The sequence below is a fragment of the uncultured Rikenella sp. genome (genome assembly GCF_910577125.1).
Lineage (GTDB): Bacteria > Bacteroidota > Bacteroidia > Bacteroidales > Rikenellaceae > Rikenella.
In genome coordinates, this window is sequence record NZ_CAJTMN010000005.1 from 15725 (window position 1) to 40921 (window position 25197).

Genomic DNA, 25197 nt, shown 5'->3' on the forward strand with positions numbered 1-25197 from the left:
GGTGCAGCCTACTTTGCCATGATCTTTTCGACCTCGGCGACCGTAATCGGAGGCCGGTGACGGCTCAACAGCCGGTTGCCGTTCTGCGTAATCAGGAGGTTGTCCTCCAGCCGGATCCCGCCGAAATCGAAATAGTCGTGCAGTTTCGGGAAATTGATGTAAGACGCATGGATGCGCTCCCGCTCCCACTTTTCGATCAGCGCCGGAATGAAATAGATGCCCGGTTCGTCGGTCACCACATGACCCGCTTTCAGCGCCTTGCCCATCCGCAAGGCACCCAGCCCGAACATCGGGCTCCGGGTGGTCGCATCGTCGTATCCCACATATTTCTCTCCCAGTTCCTCCATGTCGTGCACGTCGAGCCCCATCTGATGTCCCAGCCCGTGCGGCATGAAGAGTGCTGCGGCACCCGCTTCGACCGCCTCCGCCGGATCGCCCTTCATCAGGCCTAATGCCTGCAATCCCTCGGCAATCACCCGCATCGCGGCCAGGTGAACCGACTGATAGGTCACTCCCGGCCGTGCCAGCTCCTGTGCCTTGGCGTTCGCAGCCAGCACGATTTCGTAGATCTCCTGCTGTTTTTGCGAGAATTTGCCGCCGACCGGAATCGTCCGCGTGTGGTCGCTCGCATAGCTCATCGCCGTTTCTGCCCCCGCGTCGATGAGCAGCAGGCGGCCCGTCTGGAGCCGTCCGTCGTAGCTCAGGTTGTGCAGCGTCTCGCCGTGCTGCGACACGATGCTGCGGAACGAGAGACCTCCTCCCGCCTGATCGGCGATTCGTTTCAGTTCGGCGGCAATGTCCCGTTCGCCGACCCCTTCGCGACACATCGTCATGGCCGTCGTGTGCATCTTGTAGCCGGTCATCGCGGCCTCTTCCAGCTGGGCGATCTCTTCCGGCCCTTTGATCTCGCGCATCGAGACCACGGCCCGGATCAGGTCGCGCGACACGTGGTCTTTGAGCCGTTCCGCCGCGATGCCGAGCCAGGCCGACAACTGCAGCTTTGTCTCGCCCCGGTACGGCGGCAGGTAGTGCACCTTGCGGCCCTTTTTGATGGCGCTGTTCAGCGTCGCCGCCAGCTCCTGCAAGCTCCCGGCCGAACCGACTCCGGCCTGTGCGGCCTGTTCGCGCACGGTGGGCTGGGGGCCCATCCAGATCAGGTCGTCCATCGTCCACTCGTCGGCGTAGAGGCAGTCCGTGTCGCGGTCCACGTCGATCACGCCGACGAATCCCGGCTGGGCGAGACCGAAGTAGTAGAGGAAGTTGCTGTCCTGTCGGAAGTCATAGGTGTTGGCCGGGTAGTTGACCGGCGAGTCGAGGTTGCCGGGCAGGAGAATCACGCCGCTCTTGAGTTTCTTACGCAGGGCCGCCCGGCGGGCCGTATAAATTTCGGGAGAAAACATATTCGTTTGAGAGTTAGTGGTTTGGGTTCGTCTGACGAGGAACGTCGGTCACAGCGTTCCGTCTCTGTAAAATTACGGTTTTTTCGGATTCGATTCAAACGAAATCGTTCCCTCGGCGCGTGTCGGACGAAGATTCGGGAACGATGTGCACCGGGGGAACGGAAAATTCGTGCGGGAGGAGGGAATCAATGACCGAAGTTTTCCGGAATTTCGAACAGGAAGGGGAAGGGGGCGGTTTTGCGGAACTCCTTGAGCGCATTTCCGGCATACTCTTCGCCTCCGGTGAGGGTCAGCTTGCGCACCGGAGCGCCGGGCCGCAGGTCGGCTTCGTCGAGCGGTACCCACAGGATGGCCGGAGCGAGGGTCGTTTCGAAGTAGTAGATCCGGTTTTTCTGGTCGCTGACCGACCGCCAGCGGGTCGAGGAGTTGTTCGGGTGTCCGGGGGCCGAGAATCCCAGCGGCACCGACACGGAGCGCATGACGCTGAAGACGGCGGCGACGGCTTTTTTCGGATCGCCGCTCTGTTCGACGGCGTTGATGTAGAAGCTGGCGCGGACGAACCGGTCGGAGGATTTGTTCGTCCCGGGCAGCATGTTGAGGCCGCCGATCGGGGCCCAGTAGTCGCGGACGGCCAGCTGCTGGTCGTAGCTGGGCGAGTTGGTCAGCACCTGGTACTGCCGTCCCTCGTGGATGGAGATTCGTCCGTCGAGGTATTCGATTACGGCGCTGTTGCCGGTGCTGTCCGAGATGGCCATGTGCATCGTGGAGGCCTGGCCGCCGGGCATGGCGGGCGCGTCGATCCGGAAGCTGTCCCGTTTCAGTTCGGCGACGGCTTCCGAGACGGTGGCGAAGTTGTCGAGCACGTACTGGCACCAGATGCTCATCCCCATCACGGGCCGGTCGTCGGGCCCGGGTCGGTCGTAGCGGCTCTCGGTCAGGTAGAGCAGCTGGGCGACGAGCCCTTTTTCGTTCATCCCTTCGGAGGTGCCGATGTCGTAGGAGGCGGCGATGACGCTGCCGTATTTCGAGGTCCAGGTCAGATGGGGGCCGCGGTCGTAGCTGATGCGTTCGATGCCGCGGGGCATGAGCCACAGGTTGGTGGGCATCTCTTCGCGCCAGTCCATGGTGCGTCCGGTGACGGTCATGCCGTTTGGGCCGAGGTAGACGGCGCGGGTGCAGGCCTCGCTCGGCGCGAGGGTGCCGAGGGTCAGCAGGCCGCCGAGGCAGGCGGCGGTGAGGATGTGCGTTTTCATGGGCGTTTCGTGTTTTCCCGGGGTACAATGCAAATAGCGTGCAAAAGAGGGCGGCGGTTTATTCAAACCGCCGCCCTCTGGCAAATAGAAATCGCCCTGCGCCCGCGCGCCTTACCGCCTACTTGGCGTAGCTGATCGACCTCGTTTCCCGGATGACGGTGATTTTCACCTGTCCCGGGTAGGTCATCTCGTCCTGAATCTTCTTGGCGATGTCGTGCGACAAGGTCTCTGCCTGCTGGTCGCTGATCTTTTCGCTCCCGACGATCACGCGCAGCTCGCGCCCGGCCTGAATGGCATAAGTCTTCAGTACCCCCTGATGCGCCATGGCGATGTCCTCCATCTCTTTCAAGCGTTTGATGTAGCTTTCCACCACTTCACGCCGTGCCCCCGGCCGTGCGCCCGAGATGGCATCGCACACCTGTACGATCGGTGCGATCAGAGTGGTCATCTCGATCTCGTCGTGGTGTGCCCCGATGGCATTGACCACCTCCGGTTTTTCCTTGAATTTCTCGGCGAGCTTCATCCCGATCATGGCGTGCGGCAGTTCCGGTTCGTCGTCCGGCACCTTCCCGATGTCGTGCAACAGTCCGGCCCGCCTTGCCAGCTGGGGATTCAACCCCAACTCTGCCGCCATAATCCCGCTCAGGTTGGCCACCTCGCGCGAGTGTTGCAGGAGGTTCTGCCCGTACGACGAGCGGTATTTCATCTTCCCGATCAAGCGGATGAGTTCGGAATTCAAACCGTGAATTCCGAGGTCGATCGCCGTCCGTTTCCCGACTTCGACGATCTCCTCTTCGATCTGCTTCTGCACTTTGGCCACCACCTCTTCGATGCGCGCCGGGTGGATACGCCCGTCGGTCACCAATTGGTGCAACGCGAGCCGCGCAATTTCCCGCCGCACCGGATCGAATCCCGACAAAATAATCGCCTCCGGAGTATCATCGACGATGATTTCCACACCCGTCGCCGCCTCCAAAGCCCGGATATTCCGCCCTTCGCGGCCGATAATCCGCCCCTTGACTTCATCCGAGTCGATGTTGAAAACCGTCACCGAGTTCTCGATAGCCGCTTCGGTAGCCACCCGCTGGATGCTCTGCACGACGATCTTCTTGGCCTCCTTGCTGGCGGTCATCTTGGCTTCGTCGATGATGTCGTTGATATAAGCGGCCGCTTCGCTCTTGGCTTCGCTTTTGAGCTGTTCGATGAGCTGCGCCTTGGCCTCTTCGATCGAGAGGCCGCTGATCTGTTCGAGCTTGACGATCTGTTCTTTGGTCAGCCGGTCGAGCTCCTCTTTCCGTCCGGCGAGCGACTGGAGCTCGTTTTCGACTCTGGATCGGGTGCTTTCGAACTCTTTGATGCGTTTGTTGAGCTGTTCGCCCTCTTGGTTGAGCTGGGTCTCGCGCTGTTTGATCTTGGTTTCGATCTGCTGCAGCCGGGTGTTCCGTTCGGCGACCTGTTTCTCGTGTTCGGCTTTCATCTGGAGGAATTTCTCTTTGGCTTGCAGAATTTTCTCCTTCTTGAGCATCTCGCTGTCCTGCTCGGCTTCGCGCAGGATGGCGGTGCGCCGCTTTTCGGTCGATTTGTAGGTGAACATGTAGGTGGCGTATCCTACCACGGCTGCGGCGACTACGGCACTTACAATTATGATCAGTATATCCATTCGTGTGTTTGATTAGGTTATTTTGTTGTTTTGGTTTCGTAGGGGTACAAAAAAAGCATGGCTTCCTTTGATGGTTTGACGAATAACTCCGGTCAAATCATGGGTGGAGCTGCCTGTGGATTTGGGACTTCCAACGTTCTGCCGCCGCGCTCGGGCGGCGTTTGGGATACAGAAACCCGCCGAAACGGGGTAAGGCCTGTCCTACGTCCATAGAGTTGTTGTGCTCCAAGTAGTTAGTGTTGAGTATCGCAAAGCAAAAGGAAACCATGCGGGCATTTTCGGTTTCTTCTGGTATGTACCGGAAAAAGGGGAGACGGCTGGGACGGAGGGGAAATGCCGGAGGCCTATCGTTTCGAGGGGATATGCCTCCGACAATCCGGCCGCTCCCCCGATTGTCTGCCAGCCGCGCGAGGTGCGGCGTGGGTGGATGGGAGCGTGCGACCCGGGAAGCTCTCGTGCGAGGGGCTTCCGGGTTCCGTAAATTTTCGTCTCTTTTCCCGAAAGAACGTTCGGTGTCCGGTTCCGCCGAAAAACGGTGGGCGGAGGCCCGGAGGTCGGGCGAACTGTCGCGCCCCGAAAGGCGCTGTTCGCCGAAGTGTCTGTGTGTCTCGTGCGCCGGTCAGGAGTCCGAGTCGGTCCGGTTTTTCCGGGGCCGTCCCCGTCTGCCTTTGGGCTTGACGATCGGTGCCGGAGTATGTACGATCCGGTCTCCCGGTTCGTCGCTGTCACTCTCTTCGCCGGCCCATCGGTCGAGTTCCGAGGCGAGGTCTCGCAGCCGCAAAGCTTCCGGACTCATCCGCAGGCGCTCTTTGTTCTCTTCGTTTTCGATCGAAATCCGCATGGCGGCCATCGCGAGGTATTCGGTCAGCGAGGCTTCGTATTTGCGTTTCAGGGATTCGATCTGGTCGCGTATCTGTCTGGCGGCGCGTCTCACCCGTTCCTCTTCGTCGGCAGATATGGTCAGTTGGTACGGTCGTTCGGCGATCTCTACGCGTATCTTCAACATCTTCCGTTCCATACCTCTTGTCTTTATCTGCTGCAATATCCGTGCCGTTTTCGTCGCCCGCCCGGCGGTTCGGTACCGTGTTGTCCGAAAATGCGTGCCGCCGGAATAATCTTTCGTTTATAACGAATCCGGTGCCCGGATATTATTTGTTCATCAGTGCGATGCAACGATCCACATCTTTCAGCAAGCGGTTGATACGCAGTTTGGCTGCCCGCACCCCTCCGGCCACTTCGGTGACCGATTTGCGCAGCAGGAGCCGGTCCAGATCCACCCGCAACCGGGCGATCTCTTCGTTCTGCGCTGCGGTCAGTTCCGAGAGCCGTTCGTTTTCCGCCCCCAATGCCGCATTGGCTTCCCGCAGTTCAGCGTTCTGTGCCAGCAGGCGTTGAATGTTGCGTTCGACGCGTTCGATGAGGCTCTGTTCCGACATCTCTGCCATAGGGGTATCCGTCCGCTTGTCCGTACCGCAAAGCTACGGTTTTTCGGCGGGATTTACAAATGCGCTCTTCACCTGCCGGCTCCGATGAGTTCGCCGCGCAGGTCGTAGTCGTCGGCGGCGGTGATCCGCACGTCGGTCAGGGTGCCGGCGGCGAGCGGCACGGAGGAGGCGATCAGCACCTCCTGATCCACCTCCGGCGAGTCGTACTGGGTGCGTCCGACCCAGAAGTCGCCTTCGCGCCGGTCGATGATCACCCGGCGCACTTGTCCCACGAGTCGTTCGTTGGCTTCGCGGGCAATCTCCTGCTGCAGGGTCATGATGCGTTCGACGCGCTCCGCTTTGACCTCCTCGGGTACGTCGTCGGTGAGCTCCGTGGCGGAGTAGGTGCCCTCCTCTTCGGAGTAGGGGAAGACGCCGAGTCGGTCGAACCGGGTCTGGCGGACGAAGTCGAGCAGTTCGGCGAAGTCCTCTTCGGTCTCGCCCGGGTAGCCCACGAGCAGGGTCGTCCGCAAGGCGATGTCCGGAATCTCGCGCCGCAGCCGCCCGATGAGGTCGATGGTCTCGGCTTTCGACAGTCCGCGCCGCATGGAGCGGAGCATCCGGTCGGAGATGTGTTGCAGCGGGATGTCGAGGTATTTGCAGATTTTCGGCTCGTCGCGCATCGTTTCGATCACTTCCTGCGGGAAGTGGGTCGGGTAGGCGTAGTGCAGCCGCACCCACTCGATGCCGTCGATGCGGCACAGGGCGCGCAGCAGCTCTCCGAGCCTCCGCCGTCCGTAGAGGTCGATGCCGTAGTAGGTGGTGTCCTGGGCGATGACGATGAGTTCGCGCACGCCTTTCCGGGCGAGTGTTGTCGCCTCGTCGATCAGCTCTTCGAAGGGTACCGAGACGTGCCGTCCCCGGATGAGCGGGATGGCGCAGTAGCCGCATCCCCAGTTGCACCCCTCTGAAATCTTGAGGTAGGCGTAGTGGGGCGGTGTGGTCAGCTGCCGTTCGCTGCGCAGCTCGTCGCGGTAGGTCGTCCCCACGGCGCGCAGGATGTCGCTCAGGTCTTTGACGCCGAAAAAGTCGTCCACTTCGGGCAGCTCGTCCCGCAGTTCGTCGCGGTACCGCTCGCTGAGGCACCCCATGACGAAGAGCCGGTCGATCTCCCCGGCTTCTTTGGCGGCGGCGAACCGCAGGATGGTGTTGACGGACTCCTCTTTGGCGTCGCCGATAAAGCCGCAGGTGTTGATCACCACCACCCGGGCGTCGGTCGCGTCGCTGTCGTAGACCACCTCCCAGCCGGCCGCGTCGAGCTGGCCGGCCAGGTGTTCCGAATCGACGAGGTTCTTGGCGCACCCGAGGGTGACGATGTGTATTTTTTTCTTCTTCATAGGGGTTATCGGTTCTGTATTTCCGCCGCGGCCGGTGCTGCACCGACTTCGAAAAGACGGGGATCGGTCAGCGTGACGCCTCCGTTGGGCCATTCGACCGTTATCTGCGTGACGGCCAGGGTCTCGGGCCGGCCGAAACGACGCAGCGGAGAGCGGGTGTAGCGGATGTCGCTCCGGGTCCACCACGTCTCGTCGTTCAGGTTGACGATGTGCGACTGCACGCGGCGGATCAGCCGGTCGTCGATGCCGATCCGGACGATGAACTGCATGGAGTAGGCGTGGCGGTAGTAGCCCAGCTGCGGGAAGGCGACGCGAAAGATGTGGCAGGAGTCTTCCCGCCCGAGGTAGCTGTAACGGGCGTTCCGGTTCGCTGCATTCACCGTGCTGATCGTTGCGACCGGCTGGACGAGGCCCATGTGCAGCAGTTTCTCCAGGTTCTCGCTGCCCATGCCTGTGGTGTCGTCCTGCGTGGCGATCTCTTTCTCCGGATAGTAGTGGTATTGCCGGCGACGGGTCTGGGTCGCCGCCACGGTTCCGGTCACGCTGTTGGGCCGGTCGGTGACGGAGAAGCGGCCGCACAAGGTGTGCCGGTAGTAGATGACCGGCACTCGTTTCAGGCTCCGGTCGAAAAAGTCGGCGAGGTCGGCGTGGACGGTCACCTCTTCCGAGGTCAGGGAGTGCCGGATCGTCTCGACCAGAGCGACGTTCCACACGCCGCGCTGCTGCATCGCCGCGTCATAGACGGCCCGTTGCGGCTCCGTTCCCACGTAGCTGACGCTGACCGTCTCCCCGACGGCGAGCTTCGCCGCAGGAATCGTTCCCACGCCCAGCGAGTCGGTCACGGCGATGGCTTTCCGCCCCACATACAGATAGGCGTACGGCAACGCTTCGCCTGCATCGTTCCGCACCACGACTTTCAGCCCGTCGGCTGCCGCATGGGCCGCACTGAACCACAGCACGAGCACGAGCCCGAGCATCGTTTTTCGCCACATAGCTCTCTGGTATTTCGTTCGACAAAAGTAATCAAACGGCGGAAAAAACGAATTTCCGTCCGGGAGGACAGCTCTCATGAGCCTCTCCCGCACGGAAATTCAGCGAAAAATCAACAGACTACTCCTCCTTGTCGGTATCGGAGTATGCCTTGAGCAGTTTTTCCTGCACCTCGGCCGGCACCTGTTCGTACCCGTCGAAAGTCATGGTGTAGGTCGCCCGTCCGCCTGTCAGCGAGCTGAGCGACGTCGAGTAGCGGTTCATCTCGGCCAGCGGAACCCGGGCCGTCAAGGTCTCGAATCCCTTTTCGCTGGTCATCCCCTCGATCATCGCGCGGCGGTTCTGGAGGTCGCTCATCACATCCCCCAGCTTGTCGCTCGGCGCCAGCACTTCGACCCGATAGATCGGCTCCATGATCTTCGCCCCCGCGTTCCGGAACGCCTCTTTGAAAGCGTTCCGCCCGGCGAGCTTGAACGAGATTTCATTGGAGTCCACCGGGTGCATCTTCCCGTCGTATACCACCACCCGGATGTCCCGCGCATACGAGCCCGTCAGCGGCCCCTCCTCCATCTTCTCCATGATCCCCTTCATGATGGCCGGCAGGAACCGCGCGTCGATCGCGCCGCCCACAATGGCGCTGCAGAAGACCAGCTTCCCGCCCCACTCCAGGTCGACCTCCTCGGTCGATTTGACGTTCATCACCTGTTCCCGTCCGTCGATCTTGTATTTCGACGGCGCCGGCATCCCTTCCGTGTACGGTTCGATCACCAGCGAGACTTCGCCGAACTGGCCTGCGCCGCCCGACTGCTTCTTGTGCCGGTAATTGGCCGCCGCCTGTTTCGTGATCGTCTCGCGGTACGGCACTTTCGGTGCCAGATATTCCACTTCGATCTTATGCGTCCCCGCCAGCTGGGTCTTGAGGATGTTGAGGTGGTGTTCTCCCTGTCCCGAAAGAATGGTCTGCTTCAGCTCCTTGGAGTACTCGACTCCGATCGACGGGTCTTCATACGTAGCCCGGATCAGCAGTTCGCCTAACTTTTCGTCCTCCGCACTGTTCTTGGCCTTGACAGCCGTCCGGAAACGCGGTTTCGGGAAGCCGATCAGGTTGATCTGCCACTCAGCCCCCGGCCCGTTCAGCGTGTGGTTCACGCGGGTCGCCTTGAGCTTCACCGTACACCCGATATCCCCGGCGCACAGCTCCGTCACTTTCACCCGGTTCCGCCCCGCGCTGACGAATATCTGGCCGATCTTCTCCTTGTTCCCCGTGGCCATGTTGGTGAGCTCCATCCCTTCGGTCAGCGTCCCGCTGATCACCCGGAAAAAGGCCACTTCGCCCAAATGCGGCTCGACGGCCGTCTTGAAGACGAAAATCGACACCGGCCCAGCTGCATCCGCCTGCACGTCGCCGCCGCCGATCAGTCTGAAATTCGGCGCCTTGAGCGGCCCCGGAGCTACATTGATAATAAATTCCATGAGCCGTTTCACGCCGATATCCCGTTTCCCCGAGAGGCAGAAGACCGGCACCAGGTCCCGCTTGGCAAGGCCTAATTTGATCCCCGACCGCATCTCGTCCTGCGTCAGCGTCCCTTTCTCGAAGTAGAGCTCCATCAGCGCCTCGTCGTTCTCGGCCGCCGCTTCGACCAGCGCTTTGTTCAGTTCCCGGGCGCGCTCCATCTCGCCGTCCGGAATGGGCAGCTCTTCGCGTTCGCCCGAATCTCCTTTGAAGCGGTACATCTTCATCATCAGCACGTCGACAAAGGCATCGAACCCGGGCCCCGGATTGACCGGATATTGCACCACGACGATCGGCGCTTCGGAGTTGGCGCGCAGCTCTTCGATGGTCTGCTCCCAGTTGGCCTTCTCTGCATCCAGCTGGTTGACGGCCGCAATGACCGGCTTCTCGTGCCGCCGTGCATATCTCGCCTGTATCTCCGTCCCCACCTCGAACCCGTTCTGGGCGTTGAGCAGCATCACCCCCACGTCGGCCACCTTGAACGACGAGAAGAGGGCGCCGCAAAAGTCATCCGCCCCCGGCGTGTCCAGAATGTTGAGTTTGTAGCCGTTGAACTCGGTATATAAGACCGTCGAGAAGATCGACCGTTTGTACTGGTGTTCGATGTCGGTGTAGTCCGAGAGGGTGTTCTCCCCCTCGACGGTGCCGCGCCGTTCGACGACTTTGCCTTCGTAGGCCATCGCTTCGGCCAGGGTGGTCTTCCCGGCACCCGAAGCACCGAGCAGGACGATGTTCTTGATCTCGTTGGTGGGGTATTTTTTCATAACGAACGGGTTTTGTGGGTTAGTATCGGAAATCGAAGCCGAAATCCGCCTATAAATATAAGAAAAATCCGTTCTGTTTGTTTGGCGTGGGTCGAAAAATTCTTTGGAGGCCTCCCGAAAGGAGGGGGTCGAAAAAGAACCGCCCGCCCCGCCGGGTAGAGGCGGGACGGGCGGTGCGGGGCAGGATGCGCTGCGGGGCGCAGCCATGCGGAGAGGTCAGAACAGATCCAGATCGTTCATCGACGGACGGGCTTCGGGAGCCGTCCCGTCCAGGTCGATCCGTACGTAGCGCGTCGAGTAGGGCGTTCCGAAGTAGTGGTAACGTTTGGTCGGATCGTTGATCAGGTTGCCGAACTCGAACCGTCCGGCCGTTTTCCAGTGCCGACCGTCATCGCTGATCCGTACCGCGCCTTGGACGATCCCTGCCGGTTTCGTGCGGCTCGCCTGCGGGTCGTAGGCCACGCCGTGCAGCTGCTGTATGCCGCCCAGGTCGATCTCGACGGGCGATGTCTCCCGGAGGATCGTCCAGCCGCGGCGATCGAGTCCTAAGCGCTCGGTCGCCGTCGCTCCTTTCGCGCCGTTCAGCACGGCGACTGCTTTCAGCTCGCAGGCCGACAATTCGATCGGCCCGTCGTACGGGGTCGAGTGTTCGTCCGGCTCGGAACCGTCCGTCGTATAGTATATCCGGTAGCCGGCGTTGAGGTTGTCGACTGCGTTCCGACCGTGCGGTTTCCATCCGAACTCCTGTTGCCGCGGAGCGATCGTTACGCGTCCTTCCGCATCGTGGCCGATGGTCAGTTGCGGCGGCCGGGAGGCGTAACGGTGTGCCGACACGCGGCAGATGGCCGGTGTCAGGCGCGATTCTAGGAGGCGGAAGCGCAGTTTGTCAGTCGTTACGTCCGGAAAGCGGAGGATGCGTTTGTAGCCGATATTCGTCGCCGAGGCGATTTCGTGCCATCCGCCGTCGATCCAGGCGTCCACGGCGTGTCGTTCGACCCGTTCGCCGTGGGTGGCGATCGCCTCCTGCAACACGATCCGGTTGAGGGTCGCCGGGGCCGGCAGCTCGATCGTAAATTCGCCGGTTCCGTCTCCCCACAGCAGATAGGTCTCTTCCCGGCCGTCCAACACCGCTTTCGGCCCGTCGGCTCCGGCCAGCAGGTCGGTTCCGTAGGTCTCGCGGATGCGCCGGCCGGTCTCTTTCAGGGCTTCGACGTCGGCCGGCGAGAACCGCCCCTCCCGGTTCGGCGGGATGTTCAGCAGGAAGGTGGAGTTTCCGCCCACGGCCCGTTCGTAGATGTCGAAAATGTCGTCCGCGCTGCGTACTTTCTGGTGGGTGTCGTCGCGGTAGAACCATCCTTCGCGGATCGAGGTGTTGGTCTCGGCCTGCTGGTAGTGGAGGTAGCGTGCGTCGCGGAGGTTTTCACGGCCGCCCAACAGGGGGGCGGTCATGTCCGGAAAGTGCGAGGCCGTATCCGGATCTTCCGGATACGGAATCACGTTCCATTCCGTATCCCGGGTGTCGCCGGCTTCGTTGCCGCACCACCGCACATCTTCGCGGCCGAAAATCACGGCCTGGGGGGCCAGACGGTGGATCATCTCTTTCCAGGCGGCGTAGTTGTAGGTCTGTCCGCCTTTTCGCTTGGGGTGCGCGCCGTCGAACCACACTTCGTGGATGGGGCCGTATTCGGTCAGCAGCTCGAACAATTGGTTCAGGAAATATTCGTTGTAGTCGTCGACCACGAATTCGAAGCGGGTCGTATCGGCGAACGGCCGTCCCTCGACTTCGCGGGGAATGGTGCGGCGGGTCTGCGGGCTGAGGTTCCCGTACAGCCCGTCGGGGCTCTCGATCTGGTAGAGGTCGGCCGGCGAAAGGTAGATTCCTAATTTCAGCCCGTATTTCCGGCACGATTCGGAGAGGTCTCGCAGGATATCTCCCTTGCCGTCCCGGAAACCGGTGGACATGATTCCGTGGTCGGTATAACGGCTCTGCCACAGGACGAATCCGTCGTGGTGTTTGGCGGTCAGGATCACCATTTTGATCCCGGCGGCCTGCATCGCTTCGCACCATTGGTCGGTGTCGAGCTCTTTCAGACCGAAAATTCGGGGGTCTTCCATCCCGTTACCCCATTCTCGACGGGTGAAGGTGTTGGGGCCGAGGTGGATAAAGGCGATGAATTCGTTTTTCAGGGCGGCCAGCTGGTTCGGGGTCGGCACCACGTGGGCGGCTTTTTCGACGATGCGGGACAGGCTGTCGCCGGCTTCGACGGGAATCGTGTTCCGGACTGCCATCGTGTGCTCGGGCAGGTGGGAGCAGGCGCTGAGCAGCAGACTGCCTGCAAGGGATAAAAGGGTTCTTTTCATTAGTTGTTTTTGGGTTCGGTTGAGTTTTTTGAGCGGGGGCTGTTCGTCGGCCCCGGTTTTTCAAGGGTGGCGGTTTGTCGAACTTCGGCGGCAGGGTCTCGGCTCCCGCCGCATCGAACCGGACGGGCGCTGTCGTTCGGGAATCCTCCGGGGACGGTCAGCCTTGTCCGCGATTCCGGTATGCTGTCGGCGACATCCCCGTCTCTTTGCGGAACAGGCGCGAAAAATAAAAGCAATCGCTGATTCCGACCTTATGGCAAATCCGGTTGATCTTCATGTCTGTCGAATCCAGGAGCAGACAAGCCTGCCGGATCCTGAGTCGGTTGAAAGCGGCGATCGGGGTCAGCCCGGTTCGGGCCTGGAACAACGCGGTCAGATGGGAGACCGAGTAACCCACATACGAGGCCAGCTCGTTGACGGAGAGTTTTTTCTCGATATTGTCCTGCATGAAAAGGAGGGCCGTGTCCACGATGTCTGTCCGGGCGGACTGATCCCGCCGGCCTCGGAACTGGGGGACGAACCGGAACGAAGCCAGCAGGTGGTGCAGCACCGAGGTGGCGTAGAGCAGATTTTCGTTGCTGTACCCCCATTCCAGCGTCCGGTAAATCGTTTCGAACAGCACGATCCGTTCTCCCAGCCGGGCGTTGGCCTGCGGAGCCAGTTCCTGCGGCTCATACAGGCCGCTGCTGTAGAGAGGTGCCATCGTGCCGCCGAAATGGAGCCAGTAGATCGTCCACGGATTTCCGTTGTCCGCCCCGTAGCGATGCGGAACGCCCGGCGGAAGGATGAAAAACTGATTCCCTGTCACGCGGTACTCTTTGTCGCAGATCGAAAAATAACCGCTCCCCTCCATGCAGTAAATCAGGATGTGCTCTCCGATCGGTTCGTCCCGCTGGCGATAGTGGTTCCGGGCGCGGGGGTAATGCCCGATGTCCGTTAGGTAGAGGGCCGCAAACCACGGGTTCTTCCGGAGTTCCCGGATACGGGACTCCGGAAGAACCAGACTCCGTTCTCCGGTAAAACCGTCTTTTTGTTTTCGCATGACAGACGAAAAATAACAAATTTACAGAAAAAACGGTTTCCCCTCTGCAGAGAAACGGTTGCCGCGAAATGATCCGGGGGCGAGTTCCCCGGCTCCGTCGCTTACTGTCCCGCAAGGAGGCTCAGGTCTATCTGTCGGACGGGGGCAAACCGTTCCGAGGCCATATACTCCACGAGGCTCTGTCGGAACTGGGCCGCGGCCGGTCGTCGGTCGAGGTCGTTCTGCAGGTCGGCGCTGCATACCAGCAGCTTCCCGTTCCCCACGCGCGCCTCGTAAACGAGTCCCAGCTTCCGGTTGGTAAACCAGTCGTCGATGAGGTAGACGATCGGGCGGAAATCCTCCGGATAATCGTCCAGGATCATCGCGTCGCAGCGACTCGTCAGATCCCACCACTGATAGTCGCTCACCCCTTCGTTGGGAAAAGCCGCCAGCGCCGGGTGGCCGGCCTCGCAACAGATTCCGAGCGTGTGCGGAGCCTGCCCGCGCGTCCACGCCGTGTTCCAGAAAATGCTCGAAAATCCCGTCGGAATATCCCCGCCCCGCTCCGGCGCGACCGTTCCGTAGGTCAGCAGCAGTACCGAGCCGCCCTTTTCCAGTTCCGTCCGCGCCGCAGCGTCCAGCCGGGTCGCGATATACGGCTGCGCCGCCACCTCCGGTTTGACCGCCGGATAGACCCAGATGTTCCACCGGTTGCGAATCTCCGTCCCGGGAATCTCGACCGTGACGACCAGCTGCGAAGGCTCTTTCACCCCCGACAGACCGTACCGGATCTCGCCCGCCGGAATGCAGCTCCCCAGCGGCAGGTCTCGGACGGAATCACCCGAGGCCAACTCCCGGCCCTCTGTCGTGGCGATGCTCCACCGGACTGTCGCTCCCGTCAGCGGCCGCTCGCCGAAATGGGCCATCTCGACCGGAACTTCCAGCACCTCGTCGTTGAGCCAGACCAGCTTCGGGAACCGCGCCAGCGGCACCGTCCGGTTGCAGAACATGCGGTACTCGCGGCCGTCCACATACCCTTTCTCCTCCCAGAACGCGTCCAGCGCCCCGACCAGCGCCGTCCCCTGTCCCGGGAAGTCGTTCAGGCCGAGCAGCTGGAACCCGGCAAAGCCCGGCGTCCGCAGCGCCGCCTCGATATCCGCTTTGTAGCACAGCGTTTGCAGCCGCCCCGAAGCGTACAGGAACTTTTCCGCCATATCCGCCAGGCCGTTCCCGGCCAGCGTCTCCCGGAATATCTCCAGATTCTTTGCCTTCAGCACCCCCTTATACTTGGAGATTTCGCCGAAATTCGGGTAGACGCACCACTGTCCGATCTCGTGGCTGACCGTCGGCATATTCTTCCGGATGATCTCCGCGAAATCGTAATCCGTCCGCGGCGCCTCGCGGTTGATGAGGCTGTTGGTTCCCGCTCCCCACGCCTGTATGCGCGGGTCGGGCGTATTCCAGTAGTCCGCATTTTCCAGGTACGGCCATCCCGCCGCCCCCGTGTAGACCCGCCGCGCGTCCTTCCCGCGCCAGTATTCGATCAGCTCCGACAGGTAGCGCCCCTGGCCTCCGCCCGCCGGCTCGTTCCCGTACGCCATCAGACAGAACGACGGGTGGTTTCCGTACTCTTTCAGGATCCGGTCGCCCTCCATCCGGAACCATTCGTCCTGCGGGCCGCCGCTGCCGATCTCGGCCCATCCGCCGCACTCCACCTGCAAGTACATCCCCATGCTGTCGGCCGCATGGAAAGCGGCCTCCGGCGGGCACCACGAGTGGAACCGAACATGGTTCAGGCCGAACTCCCGGCATTTGCCGAAGATCTTCGCCCAGGCATCCGGATCCGTCGCCGGGTAGCCCGTCAGCGGGAAGACGCAGCACTCCAGCGTCCCCCGCAGGAACACCGGCTGCCCGTTGACCTCGAAACGCGTGCCGTTCGCCCGGAACTCGCGCAGGCCGAAATCCGAGCGGAACGCGTCGGTTCCCCCCGCCGAGCGCAGCTCGGCATGCATCGTGTAGACCGTCGGCGTGAACTCCGACCACAGCTCCGCCTTTTCGCCCAAAACGACCGTAGCCGCAGCCGTCGTATCCCCCGGATGTATCTTCACCGTTGCCGCCTTGCCGACCGGCGCTCCGTCCGCCGTTTCGGCCTGTAAAATCAGCTCGGAGGCCGTATCGGTCCGACCCGCCAGCGAGACCGCCACCCGGACCTGCTTCGTCCGGATATCCGGATCGATCCGCATCGATTCGACATACGCCGCCGGACGCGCCTCCAGGTTTATCTCTCCGACAATGCCGTTCCAGTTGCTCTGCGTGTGGTCCGAAACGCTGTGCGCATTGATCCCCACATCCACCCCAAGGCGATTGTCCACCCGCAGGGTCAGCGTATGCTCGCCCGCCGCGAGCCCGTTCAGCACGTAGCGGTGCGGCGTCTGGAGGGTGTTCTGGGCTCCGATCGGCTCGCCGTCCAGATAAAGCGTCGTCTGCCAGTGGGGACGCTCCAGCTTCAGGATGACCGTCCGCTCGCCCCATTCGGCCGGGATCCGGATCGTCTTTTGATACCAGGCCGCCCCGACGTAGTGTTTGTCCGGATTGAGCCAGAACGGCACCTTGATATTCCCGGGCCGACGGTATTCGGCATATTCCGGCGCCTTGTACCACGCGCTGTCCACGATCTGCCCCGTCCACTGCGTTTCCATGCCGATTTCGTTTCCCCGCCCCTGCTCCTGCAACGAGCCGGGCAGTCGGAGTTCATCCTCCAGCGTCCGTTTCTGCCACTCTTGTGCCATGCCGGTGTCTTCCGGGTCGAGTGCGAACCGCCAGCTGCCTGCCAGTGACAGCTCGGTCGGAGCTTGCCTGCACGAAAAAAACAAAAACGAAATGACAGACAGACAGGCTGTCCTCGCAATGATCTGTTTCATATCCAAATGGTTATTGGACAAAAGTAAACAGGTATTGCCGCTCGGGGAATGGACGAAAAATAAATTTGCATGGATAATATGCCGATTCGGTGCTGCGTGTTAGTTGTCCTGCAGGCTCCTCGATTCCTGTACAACTGTGTCGAAGTCGTCTTGTTTGGGAATCGAATGCGGATTGATGTCCGGGGCGGGGGGTACCGGTATTTGGGGTAGAGGTTGTCCTTATGGGGTAGGCCCGGCCAACGTTGGGGTAGAGTCTGCCTGTTAGGGTAGACCCGGCCATTTGTGAGTGCGACACGCACTTCCGAGAGGCAACGCAACTGAAAACCGTGGGCGCGGTGGTCCGAGTAGCTGGTGTTGAGGTGCTGCGAATGGAAAAGCAAGTCCAGGCCGTAGATGCCGCTCGTGGCGGAAGACCAGCTGAACCCGCTGTTGCCGACGTCGTTCAGCGCGCCCGAGGTGCTGTTGCGGAAGCCCGGGGCGGGGTAGTGATGCGGGTCGCCACCAGCGAAAGCGTAATAAGCTCTGCCCGATTCTCCGCCTTATTCGGCCTGTCGCCCCCCCCGAAGCCGTTACACGGCTTGGGCGACAAGGCCGGCGATTCTGCGAATCGCGTTACGCTCTCAAAGTACACCGTAACGCCAGCGGCAGTTCGGCGCCAGCGGAGAGCGCAACGAACTCCGTCGAGTTGCAGCCCTCCGCCTGCCGGGGCGTCGGACTGCGCGACCCTGCGGGTCGCAAGAGCACGGCCTATGTTTCCGCCCCAAGCACCGCCCCGTGTCCGCCTCACTGCGGCTCCGTTGCTTTTTCCCGCGCGCCGGAGTTTCAGTCGCCCGCGGCAATTCTCGTTGGTTGGCCGAGTGCCAACCAACGAGAATATGCCCTTTTAAGCGTGCGGGCGACTATTGAGCTCCGAACCGGATAGAACTGCCCTGCGCGGGCGGTGGCCGGGTGACCCCGGCGGGACGGAGCGAAACTGCGTATCGCTTACTGGCTTGCTACACCCAATGCACTGTCCGCGCGCCTTAGGGAAATCCTGTCAAAACGTGCATGCACATTTTGACGATTTCGCTCCTAAGATGTGGCGCACGGGTTACTTTGCAACTAATAACGGCTGCCCGCCGTGACGCAGATGCGTCCGCCGGGCAGGCGGTGCGTGCCGCACTCCCAATTGGCCGCCTCAGCCCAATTCTCTGTCCGCGTGGCTGGGGAAAACCGTTACAACACCTGCAGCTTGGCGAACTTCAGCAGCAGGGTCTTGACTCCCGCCGCGTCGAACCGGACGGTCACTTTCGTATCCGTTGCCGTCTGTTCGAACGCCGTCACCGTGCCGACCCCGAACCGAGCATGGACGACCCGCGCTCCGACGGTCAGGTCGCCGGCGCTCTCCAGCGGCTTGCCCTGCGGAGCGGCTGCGGATGAAGCGGGGCGGGATTCCACCTTGCGGAATCCCGCCGGGGGCTGAGATGCGGTCGTGTTGCTGCCTCCATTCCCCGCCGCCGTCTTGCGCTGGTAGCGCTGGAACGCCGGACGCGGATCGCCCTCCACGCCCTTGGAACGACCCGTCGCCACCCCTCCCGCGGCGTTCCACCGGTTCCGCAGCGAGGCGTTCTCATCCTCGGGCTCTCCGAAGACATCCGTGTCGAGGGTCGGCATGTCGAGGTATTTCGGGTCGATCTCCTTGATAAACCGGCTCGCCTGGGACGGCACGACGCTCCCCCAGCGGAACCGCGAGAGGGCGAAACTCAGTGTCGCCCGCTTCTCGGCCCGCGTCAGGGCGACATAAAACAGCCGTCGCTCCTCTTCGACATCCTGCGCCGAAGCGACACCCCGCTGGCTGGGGAACAGATTCTCCTCCAACCCCATAATATAGGTGTACTTGAACTCCAGCCCTTTCGAGGCGTGCACCGTCAGGAGCGTCACCCGAGGGGTGTCGTCCTCCTTGCTGTCGTCCATGTCGGTCAGCAGGGCGATCTCCTGCAACCACCGGTCGAGCGTAACCGCTTTGCCTCCGGCCTCTTCTTCGGTCGTTTCTGCCGGCAGGTCCGGATTCTCGCTATCGACGGTCGTCTCTGCGTCCTCCTCTGCAATCGCCTGTGCATCGACGAATTCCTTGATGGAGTTGATCAACTCTTCGACGTTCTGCAACCGCGATTCGTCTTCGATCGAGGGGCTGTTCCGGTAATGTGCCACCAGCCCCGACCGGGCCATCACCTCCATGGCCAGCTCGTAGGCGTCCATTTGTCCCGATTGTTTGAACAGGTCGGTGAAATTGTTCACAAACGCTGTCAGGCTCTTCACCGCCGCGCCGCGCACCCCCAACTCTTCCGGCGTATGGCGCAGGAGCGCCTCCCACATCGAGAGGCCCTCGGCCTGGGCAGCGGCGACGATCCGGCTGACCGACGTGTCGCCTATGCCCCGGGCCGGGAAGTTGATGATCCGTTTCAGCGACTCGTCGTCCCGCGGGTTGATCGCCAGCCGCAGGTAGGCGATGGCGTCCTTGATTTCGGCCCGCTGGTAGAACGATTGGCCGCCGTAGATGCGATACGGGATATTATTCCCCCGGAGGTACTCTTCGATGACGCGCGACTGGGCGTTGGTGCGGTAGAGCACGGCGAACTCGTCGGCCGTGGCGCGGTCGCGGTAGAGGGTGGTGTGGATGTCTCCGGCGACGCGCTGGGCCTCCTCCTTGTCGGTGAGGGCGCAGATCACCCGGATCGGATCCCCCTGCTCGTTTTCGGAAAAGAGGTGTTTGGGCAGCTTCCGGCTGTTCTTTTCGATCACGCTGTTGGCCGCCTCGACGATGGTGCGGGTCGAGCGGTAGTTCTGTTCGAGCTTGAAGATCCGGGCCTCGGGATAGTCCTGCTGGAACCGCAGGATGTTCTCGATCCGGGCGCCGCGGAACGAGTAGATGCTCTGGGAGTCGTCCCCCACGACGCAGATGTTCCGGTGGGCGTCCGCCAGCTTCTTGACGATCAGGTACTGGGCGTAGTTGGTGTCCTGATACTCGTCGACCAGAATGTATTGGAACCGTTCGCCGTATTTCCGTGCGGTTTCCGGGTGGTCGCGCAGCAGGATGTTCATATAGAGCAGCAGGTCGTCGAAGTCCATGGCGCCGTTCTGCCGGCACTGGCGCATGTAGAGGGCGTATATCTCGGCCAGTCTGGGCCGTTTGGCGCGGGCGTCCTCTTCGGTGAGCACGGCGTTGGCGGCGTAGGCTTCGGGCAGCACGAGGTTGTTCTTGGCGAGCGAGATCCGGGCGAAGACGTCGTTGGGTTTGTACTGTTCGTCGGGCAGTTCGAGCTGACGGATGATGGCTTTGACGACGTTCCGGCTGTCGGCGGTGTCGTAGATGGTGAAGGCTTCGGGGAAGCCCAGCACCTGTGCTTCGGCGCGCAGGATGCGGCTGAAGAGCGAGTGGAAGGTACCCATCCAGAGTCCCCGCACGGCTTCGTATGGCAGGATCTTGGTCACGCGGTCGCGCATCTCGCGGGCGGCCTTGTTGGTGAAGGTGAGGGCCATGATGTGGTAGGGCGAGACACCTCGCTGCAACATATGGGCGATCCGCATGGTGAGCACGCGGGTCTTCCCTGAACCTGCGCCGGCGATAATCAGCGAGGGGCCGTCGTAGTTCTCGACGGCGCTCCGCTGGGGCGGGTTGAGCCCGGCCAGGTAGTCGGTCTGTATCAAGTCGTTTTCCATGAGAGTCGAATCGCTGTCCTTATACAAAGAGTCTTGCGGGGAGTCGTGTGCGGGGGCTCGTTTTCCGGCATCTCCGCGTATTGTGCGGCGCCTGAGCCGGGGAGTGCGTCTATTGCAGGACGATGTCCAGCTCGCCGCCCGAGACGATGTCCCGCCACGTGAGGAACGGGGTGCTCAGCAGGTGCCCGTTGAGCGTCATCTTTTCGATCCGGTAGCGTTTCGGCGAGACGCCCGGAGCGCGGACCGTAAAGGTCTTGCCGTTCGGTAGCCGGATGACCGCCTCCTCGAAAAGCGGCGTCCCGATCGCATAGTTCAGGCTCACCGGATCCACCGGGTAGAAGCCCAGGGCGCTGAAAACGTACCACGCCGACATCTGGCCGCAGTCTTCGTTGCCGCATATGCCGTCCGGACGGTTGGCGTATTGTGTCCGCATGATTTCCGAGACGTATCGCTGCGTCTTTTCCGGCTTGCCGATGTAGTCGTACAGGTAGGCCACATGGTGCGACGGCTCGTTGCCGTGGGCATACTGACCGATCATTCCCGTGCTGAAAATCGGCAGCGAGTCCGTCGCCTCGGGGTCGAGCGTGAACATCTCGTCCAGCCGTTTTTCGAACTGCTCCGGCCCCCGCATCAGGCGGATCAGCCCCTCGACGTCCTGCTGCACCGCCCAGAGGTATTGCCAGCCGTTACTCTCGGTGATGTGTTCCGTGTAGGCCTTCGGGTCGAAGCCCGGAAGCCATTCGTTGGTCGAGAGCCGCGGCTGCATGAAGCCCGAAGCCGGCTGGTAGAGGTTCATGTAGCTCTTCGACCGCAGGATGAACTCGTTGTAGAGCGAGTCGCGTCCCATCCGTCGTGCCAGCTGGGCGATGCAGTGGTCGTCGTAGGCGTACTCCAGCGTCTTCGAGAGCGACTCTTTTTCCAAGTCCGCCGGCACGTAGCCCAGCATTTTGTAGAGCCCGATTCCCCGGTAGTCGTCCCGGTCGGCCGTCGCCACACAGGCCGCCAACACCCGGTCGAGCGTCGAATCCGGCAGAATGCCTTTCAGCGCCGCCTCGACCAGCACCGGCACCGAGTGGTAGCCGATCATCATGTCCGTCTCGTTGCCCCACAGCGGCCACACGGGCAGCATCCCGTGCTGGTCGTAAAAGTCGAGCATCGAGGCCGCCATCTCCCGCACTCGCGCCGGGTGCATGAATGTATATAACGGATGGGCGGCCCGATAAGTATCCCAGAGCGAGAAAGTCGAGTAGTTGTGCCCTCCCTCGCCCGGCACGCTGCCGGCGTGTATCTGTCCGTCCGGCCCGAAGTAGCGGCCGTCCGTGTCGTCGAAGAGGGTCGGGGCGAGCATCGTCCGGTAGAGGGCCGTGTAGAACGACACCCGTTCGTCGTGCGTCCCGCCGCGGACTTCGATTTTCGAGAGCTCGGCGTTCCATGCGGCCCGTTGGGCGGCCCGCACGCTGTCGAAGTCGAACGAAGGCATCTCGGCGGCCAGATTGCGCCGCGCCCCCTCGATGTCCACCGCCGAAATGGCTGTCCGCACCGTCACCGAACGGTTCTCTTTCGTGGTGCGGAACACGAACCGGCCGATGTGGCTCCGGATGCCGTTATAGGTGCTGTCGCGGTGCACCGAGACCACGGTGTCGATCGTGTACGAGACGAACGGTTGCGAGAACTGGGCCGTGAAGTAGACCCGTTGATCCGGCGCCCACCCTTCCGAGAAGCGGTACCCTTCGATCGTCCGGTCGTCCACCACGCGCAGGTAGGAGCCCATGGTGTAGTCCCAGTTCATCGCTTTGGAGAGGTTGACGAAGACGGTCGCCCGGTCGGTCGCCGGGAAGGTGTATCGCTGCATGCCGCACCGCTCGGTCGCCGCCAGTTCGACCCGGGTGTCGTAGTCTCTCAGCAGGACGCTGTAATACCCGGCCTGTGCCTGTTCGTCCTGGTGGCGGAAGGTGGAGTAGATCCCCAGCTCGCCTTTCCCGGTTTTGAACGGCGGTACGGCGGGCATAAAGCTGATGTCGTACAGATCCCCTGCTCCGGTTCCGCTCAGGTGGGTGTGCGAGAAGCCGGCGATCGTGGTGTCGGGCCAGAAGTAGCCGGCGATCCGATCCCAGCCGCTGGTGCCGTTATCGGGCGAGAGCTGCACCATGCCGAACGGGGCGCTGACGCCGGGATAGACGTTCCCCGGGCCGTCCGTCCCGATAAAGGGGTTGACCAGCGAGGCGGGATCGTTGCCGGTGTCCGGGGTGCGGCCGCACGACGGGGCGAGGAGGGTCGCGGCGAGCAGGCCGAAGAGGCGGAGGGTGCGGTTTTTCATGGGTCGTTCGGGTTGGGCCGCGAAACGGTATGCGGTGTGCGCGGCGGAGGGTTATAAAAAGACAAAGATAGTGCCTTTATCCGAATCAGGAGTGGAAGATGGCCTGTACGGGATCCATCCGCGAGGCGCTCCAGGCGGGGAACAGGCCGGCCACGGCTCCCACGACCGAAGCGATGGTCAGCCCGAGCAGGATGTTCCCGAAGGTCAGCATCAGCGTGAAGTTGGAAAAGTGGTTGACCAGCAGGGTGCCGACGTAGACCATGGCGAGTCCGATCGCGCCCCCCACGACGGAGAGGATCATCGCTTCGAAAAGAAACTGACAGAGAATAAAGTAAGGGCGTGCTCCGAGTGCTTTCTGGATGCCGATCTGCGCGGTGCGTTCGCGCACGGTGACGAACATGATGTTGGCGACGCCAAAACCGCCCACGAGGATGGAAAAGATACCGATGATGCCGCCCGCGAGGTTGATCTTGCCGTACATCTCGTCGAACATGTTGTTCAGGGTGCTGACTTCGTTGAGGGCGAAGTTGTCTTCGGTCTGTGGGCTGAGCCGCCTGAGGCGGCGCATGATGGAGCCGACCTCGGCCTTGAGGTCTTCCATGTCGGTTCCGTCGGGGCCGAGAATCATCATGTCGGTCGGGGCCCACCGCAGGTTGATGAAGCTGCCGGCCAGCGACAACGGGATCAGGATGCTCCGGTCGAGGCTGTTGAAGGCCACGCTGTTGCCGGCTTTGGTCAGGAGGCCGATCACGTGCAGTTTGACGCCGTCGATGCGGATGGTTTTGCCTACGGGGTCGCTCCCGTCGAAGAGCTGTTCGGCGATTTCCGGCCCGAGGATCGCGACGCGACTGCCGTGTGCCGATTCGAAGGGGGTGAAGTAACGTCCCTGCTCGATCTCGGTGGTCTGTATCCGGTCGTAGTTGTGGCTGATGCTCAGCACGGTCGCGTTGTCGACATAGAGGCTCCCGTTCCGGGCCGTACGGTTGAAACTGGTCGTGAAAGCGACTTCGGCCTGGGGCAGCAGGGCCTGGGTCTCGTGGTATTCGTCGAGGCTGACCTGCGGCCGGTTGCTGTATTTCCACCACTCTCCGCCCCCTTCCCACGGCCATTTGCTGACGTAGAGGGTGTTGCTGCCGAGCGATTCGATTCCCCGGCGGATGTGGATGGCCATCGAGTCGACGAGGGTGAAGACGGTGATGATGGCGAAGATGCCGATGGTGACGCCGCCCAGCGAGAGGGCGGTGCGCAGCTTGTTGATGACGACGCTTTCGAGGGCGGCGAGCCAGCTTTGGTGGATTTGCCCGAGGGTGAAGAAGAGTTTTTTGAACATAAGGGGAGTGGGAGCGACGGCAACGGCTCAAATTTAGGGATTTTTTGCGATTCCCTGTACTTTTCCTAATTTTGCGGATAGGGGTGTTTCCGTTTATTCCGAGAGGCAACGCAGCTGAAGACCGTGACCGCGGTAGTCCGAGTTGTCGGTGCTGAGACTCTGTGCATAGAGATTCAGGTCTCTGCCGTTGCTGTTGTTTGTGGTGGACGACCAGCTGGAACCGTTGTATCCGGCACTCATCAGATCTCCCATGCGTCCTCGGTTTCCCGCGTCGCGGAAACCCGGGGCGGGTGAAACGAAGTGGGGTTTGGTTGGATGGAAATGTTATTGAAACGGATTCGATTATGGTTTGGATAATCTGTCTATTGTTGATCGGCGGGTACCTGCTGGGGTCGATTCCCAGCGCGGTGTGGATTGGGCGGTGGTTCTATCGCACCGATGTGCGGGAGTACGGAAGTCACAATGCGGGGGCGACCAATACGCTCCGGGTGTTGGGACGCCGGGCGGCGCTGCCGGTCTTCGTGATCGACGCGGCGAAGGGCTATGCGGCGGTGATGCTGGCCCATTTTACGGATTTGCAGGGCGACGGACTCTTTTTTCTGAAGATCGGTCTGACGGCGGCGGCGATTCTGGGGCATATCTTTCCGCTGTTCGCTGGTTTCAAAGGGGGGAAAGGGGTGGCCACGATGGCGGGCTGTATGCTGGCCATTGCGCCGATACCGATGCTGCTGGGGCTGGCGACGTTTGTGATCGTGCTGGCGGTGAGCCACTATGTCTCGTTGGGATCGATGACGGGAGGCGTGCTTTTCCCGTTTTATATCTTGTTGGTCGACGGGTTCCAGCCGTATAAACTCCTTTTCGGTGTTTTGGTCGCGGTGGTGTTGTTGATTACCCACCGGAAGAACATCAAACGGCTGCGCGAGGGGATGGAGAATAAGACCTATTTGTTTATCAGGCGGCCGAAATCGTGAGATTTACGAAGTCTGCGTCTTGCGGACGTGGGGCGTGCGGTCAAAGAATGAGGTAAAGGCTGCCGCAGAAATGCGGAGCATTTCCCGTCCCCGCACCCGTTGGGTGTTTTGTTAGGGTTGTCTCTGCCTTATTATGGGGCCCGCGCGGCCGACGCGTTCGCGCCACGGCGGCCGGC

The 25197-nt window shown here is 61.7% G+C and carries 16 protein-coding genes; 1 reads left to right on the forward strand and 15 read right to left on the reverse strand.

Annotated elements, in window-relative coordinates:
- Positions 1-8: 8 nt before the first annotated feature.
- The 15 genes from QZ292_RS01370 to QZ292_RS01440 all read right to left on the reverse strand — a co-directional run bounded on the left by QZ292_RS01370 (position 9) and on the right by QZ292_RS01440 (position 24302).
- Entirely contained in the window at positions 9-1400 is a 1392-nt protein-coding gene (locus tag QZ292_RS01370) for an aminopeptidase P family protein (RefSeq protein ID WP_294596779.1), read from the reverse strand.
- A gap of 185 nt (positions 1401-1585) precedes the next feature.
- Positions 1586-2653 (reverse strand): linear amide C-N hydrolase, encoded by a 1068-nt coding sequence (locus QZ292_RS01375; protein ID WP_294596782.1) that lies wholly within the window; start codon positions 2651-2653, stop codon positions 1586-1588.
- Positions 2654-2771: 118 nt separating this feature from the next.
- Positions 2772-4313 (reverse strand): ribonuclease Y, encoded by a 1542-nt coding sequence (rny, locus tag QZ292_RS01380; RefSeq protein ID WP_294596785.1) that lies wholly within the window; start codon positions 4311-4313, stop codon positions 2772-2774.
- A gap of 619 nt (positions 4314-4932) precedes the next feature.
- The gene (locus QZ292_RS01385) at positions 4933-5331 is read right to left on the reverse strand and encodes a cell division protein ZapA (RefSeq protein WP_294596787.1); all 399 of its coding nucleotides are present in this window, start codon (positions 5329-5331) and stop codon (positions 4933-4935) included.
- Positions 5332-5461: 130 nt separating this feature from the next.
- The gene (locus tag QZ292_RS01390; RefSeq protein WP_294596790.1) at positions 5462-5758 is read right to left on the reverse strand and encodes a hypothetical protein; all 297 of its coding nucleotides are present in this window, start codon (positions 5756-5758) and stop codon (positions 5462-5464) included.
- 68 nt (positions 5759-5826) lie between these two features.
- Positions 5827-7134, reverse strand: a complete 1308-nt coding sequence (gene rimO / locus QZ292_RS01395) for a 30S ribosomal protein S12 methylthiotransferase RimO (protein WP_294596792.1) — start codon at positions 7132-7134, stop codon at positions 5827-5829.
- A gap of 5 nt (positions 7135-7139) precedes the next feature.
- The gene (locus tag QZ292_RS01400; RefSeq protein WP_294596794.1) at positions 7140-8126 is read right to left on the reverse strand and encodes a hypothetical protein; all 987 of its coding nucleotides are present in this window, start codon (positions 8124-8126) and stop codon (positions 7140-7142) included.
- Between the two features lie 118 nt (positions 8127-8244).
- The gene (locus QZ292_RS01405) at positions 8245-10401 is read right to left on the reverse strand and encodes an elongation factor G (RefSeq protein WP_294596797.1); all 2157 of its coding nucleotides are present in this window, start codon (positions 10399-10401) and stop codon (positions 8245-8247) included.
- 216 nt (positions 10402-10617) lie between these two features.
- On the reverse strand, positions 10618-12762 hold the full coding sequence (locus QZ292_RS01410; protein ID WP_294596800.1) for an alpha-L-fucosidase: 2145 nt from the start codon (positions 12760-12762) through the stop codon (positions 10618-10620).
- Between the two features lie 157 nt (positions 12763-12919).
- The gene (locus QZ292_RS01415; RefSeq protein WP_294596803.1) at positions 12920-13804 is read right to left on the reverse strand and encodes an AraC family transcriptional regulator; all 885 of its coding nucleotides are present in this window, start codon (positions 13802-13804) and stop codon (positions 12920-12922) included.
- Between the two features lie 101 nt (positions 13805-13905).
- Positions 13906-16704, reverse strand: a complete 2799-nt coding sequence (locus QZ292_RS01420) for a sugar-binding domain-containing protein (RefSeq protein WP_294596805.1) — start codon at positions 16702-16704, stop codon at positions 13906-13908.
- A 1215-nt stretch (positions 16705-17919) separates the two neighbouring features.
- Positions 17920-20403 carry a UvrD-helicase domain-containing protein gene (locus QZ292_RS01425; protein ID WP_294596808.1) on the reverse strand — a complete coding sequence of 828 codons (2484 nt, stop codon included), beginning with the start codon at positions 20401-20403 and terminating at the stop codon, positions 17920-17922.
- A gap of 109 nt (positions 20404-20512) precedes the next feature.
- Positions 20513-22720, reverse strand: coding sequence for a GH92 family glycosyl hydrolase (locus QZ292_RS01430; protein WP_294596810.1), 2208 nt, complete (start codon positions 22718-22720; stop codon positions 20513-20515).
- Between the two features lie 85 nt (positions 22721-22805).
- A complete protein-coding gene (locus QZ292_RS01435; RefSeq protein ID WP_294596812.1) occupies positions 22806-24050 on the reverse strand; it encodes an ABC transporter permease in 1245 nt (414 codons plus the stop codon).
- A 93-nt stretch (positions 24051-24143) separates the two neighbouring features.
- Positions 24144-24302 (reverse strand): hypothetical protein, encoded by a 159-nt coding sequence (locus QZ292_RS01440; protein WP_294596813.1) that lies wholly within the window; start codon positions 24300-24302, stop codon positions 24144-24146.
- Between the two features lie 92 nt (positions 24303-24394).
- On the opposite strand from QZ292_RS01440, the gene plsY reads away from it, so the two are divergent.
- Positions 24395-25021: a glycerol-3-phosphate 1-O-acyltransferase PlsY gene (plsY, locus tag QZ292_RS01445; protein WP_294596816.1), complete on the forward strand. Its 627-nt coding sequence runs from the start codon at positions 24395-24397 to the stop codon at positions 25019-25021.
- The last annotated feature ends 176 nt before the right edge of the window (positions 25022-25197 follow it).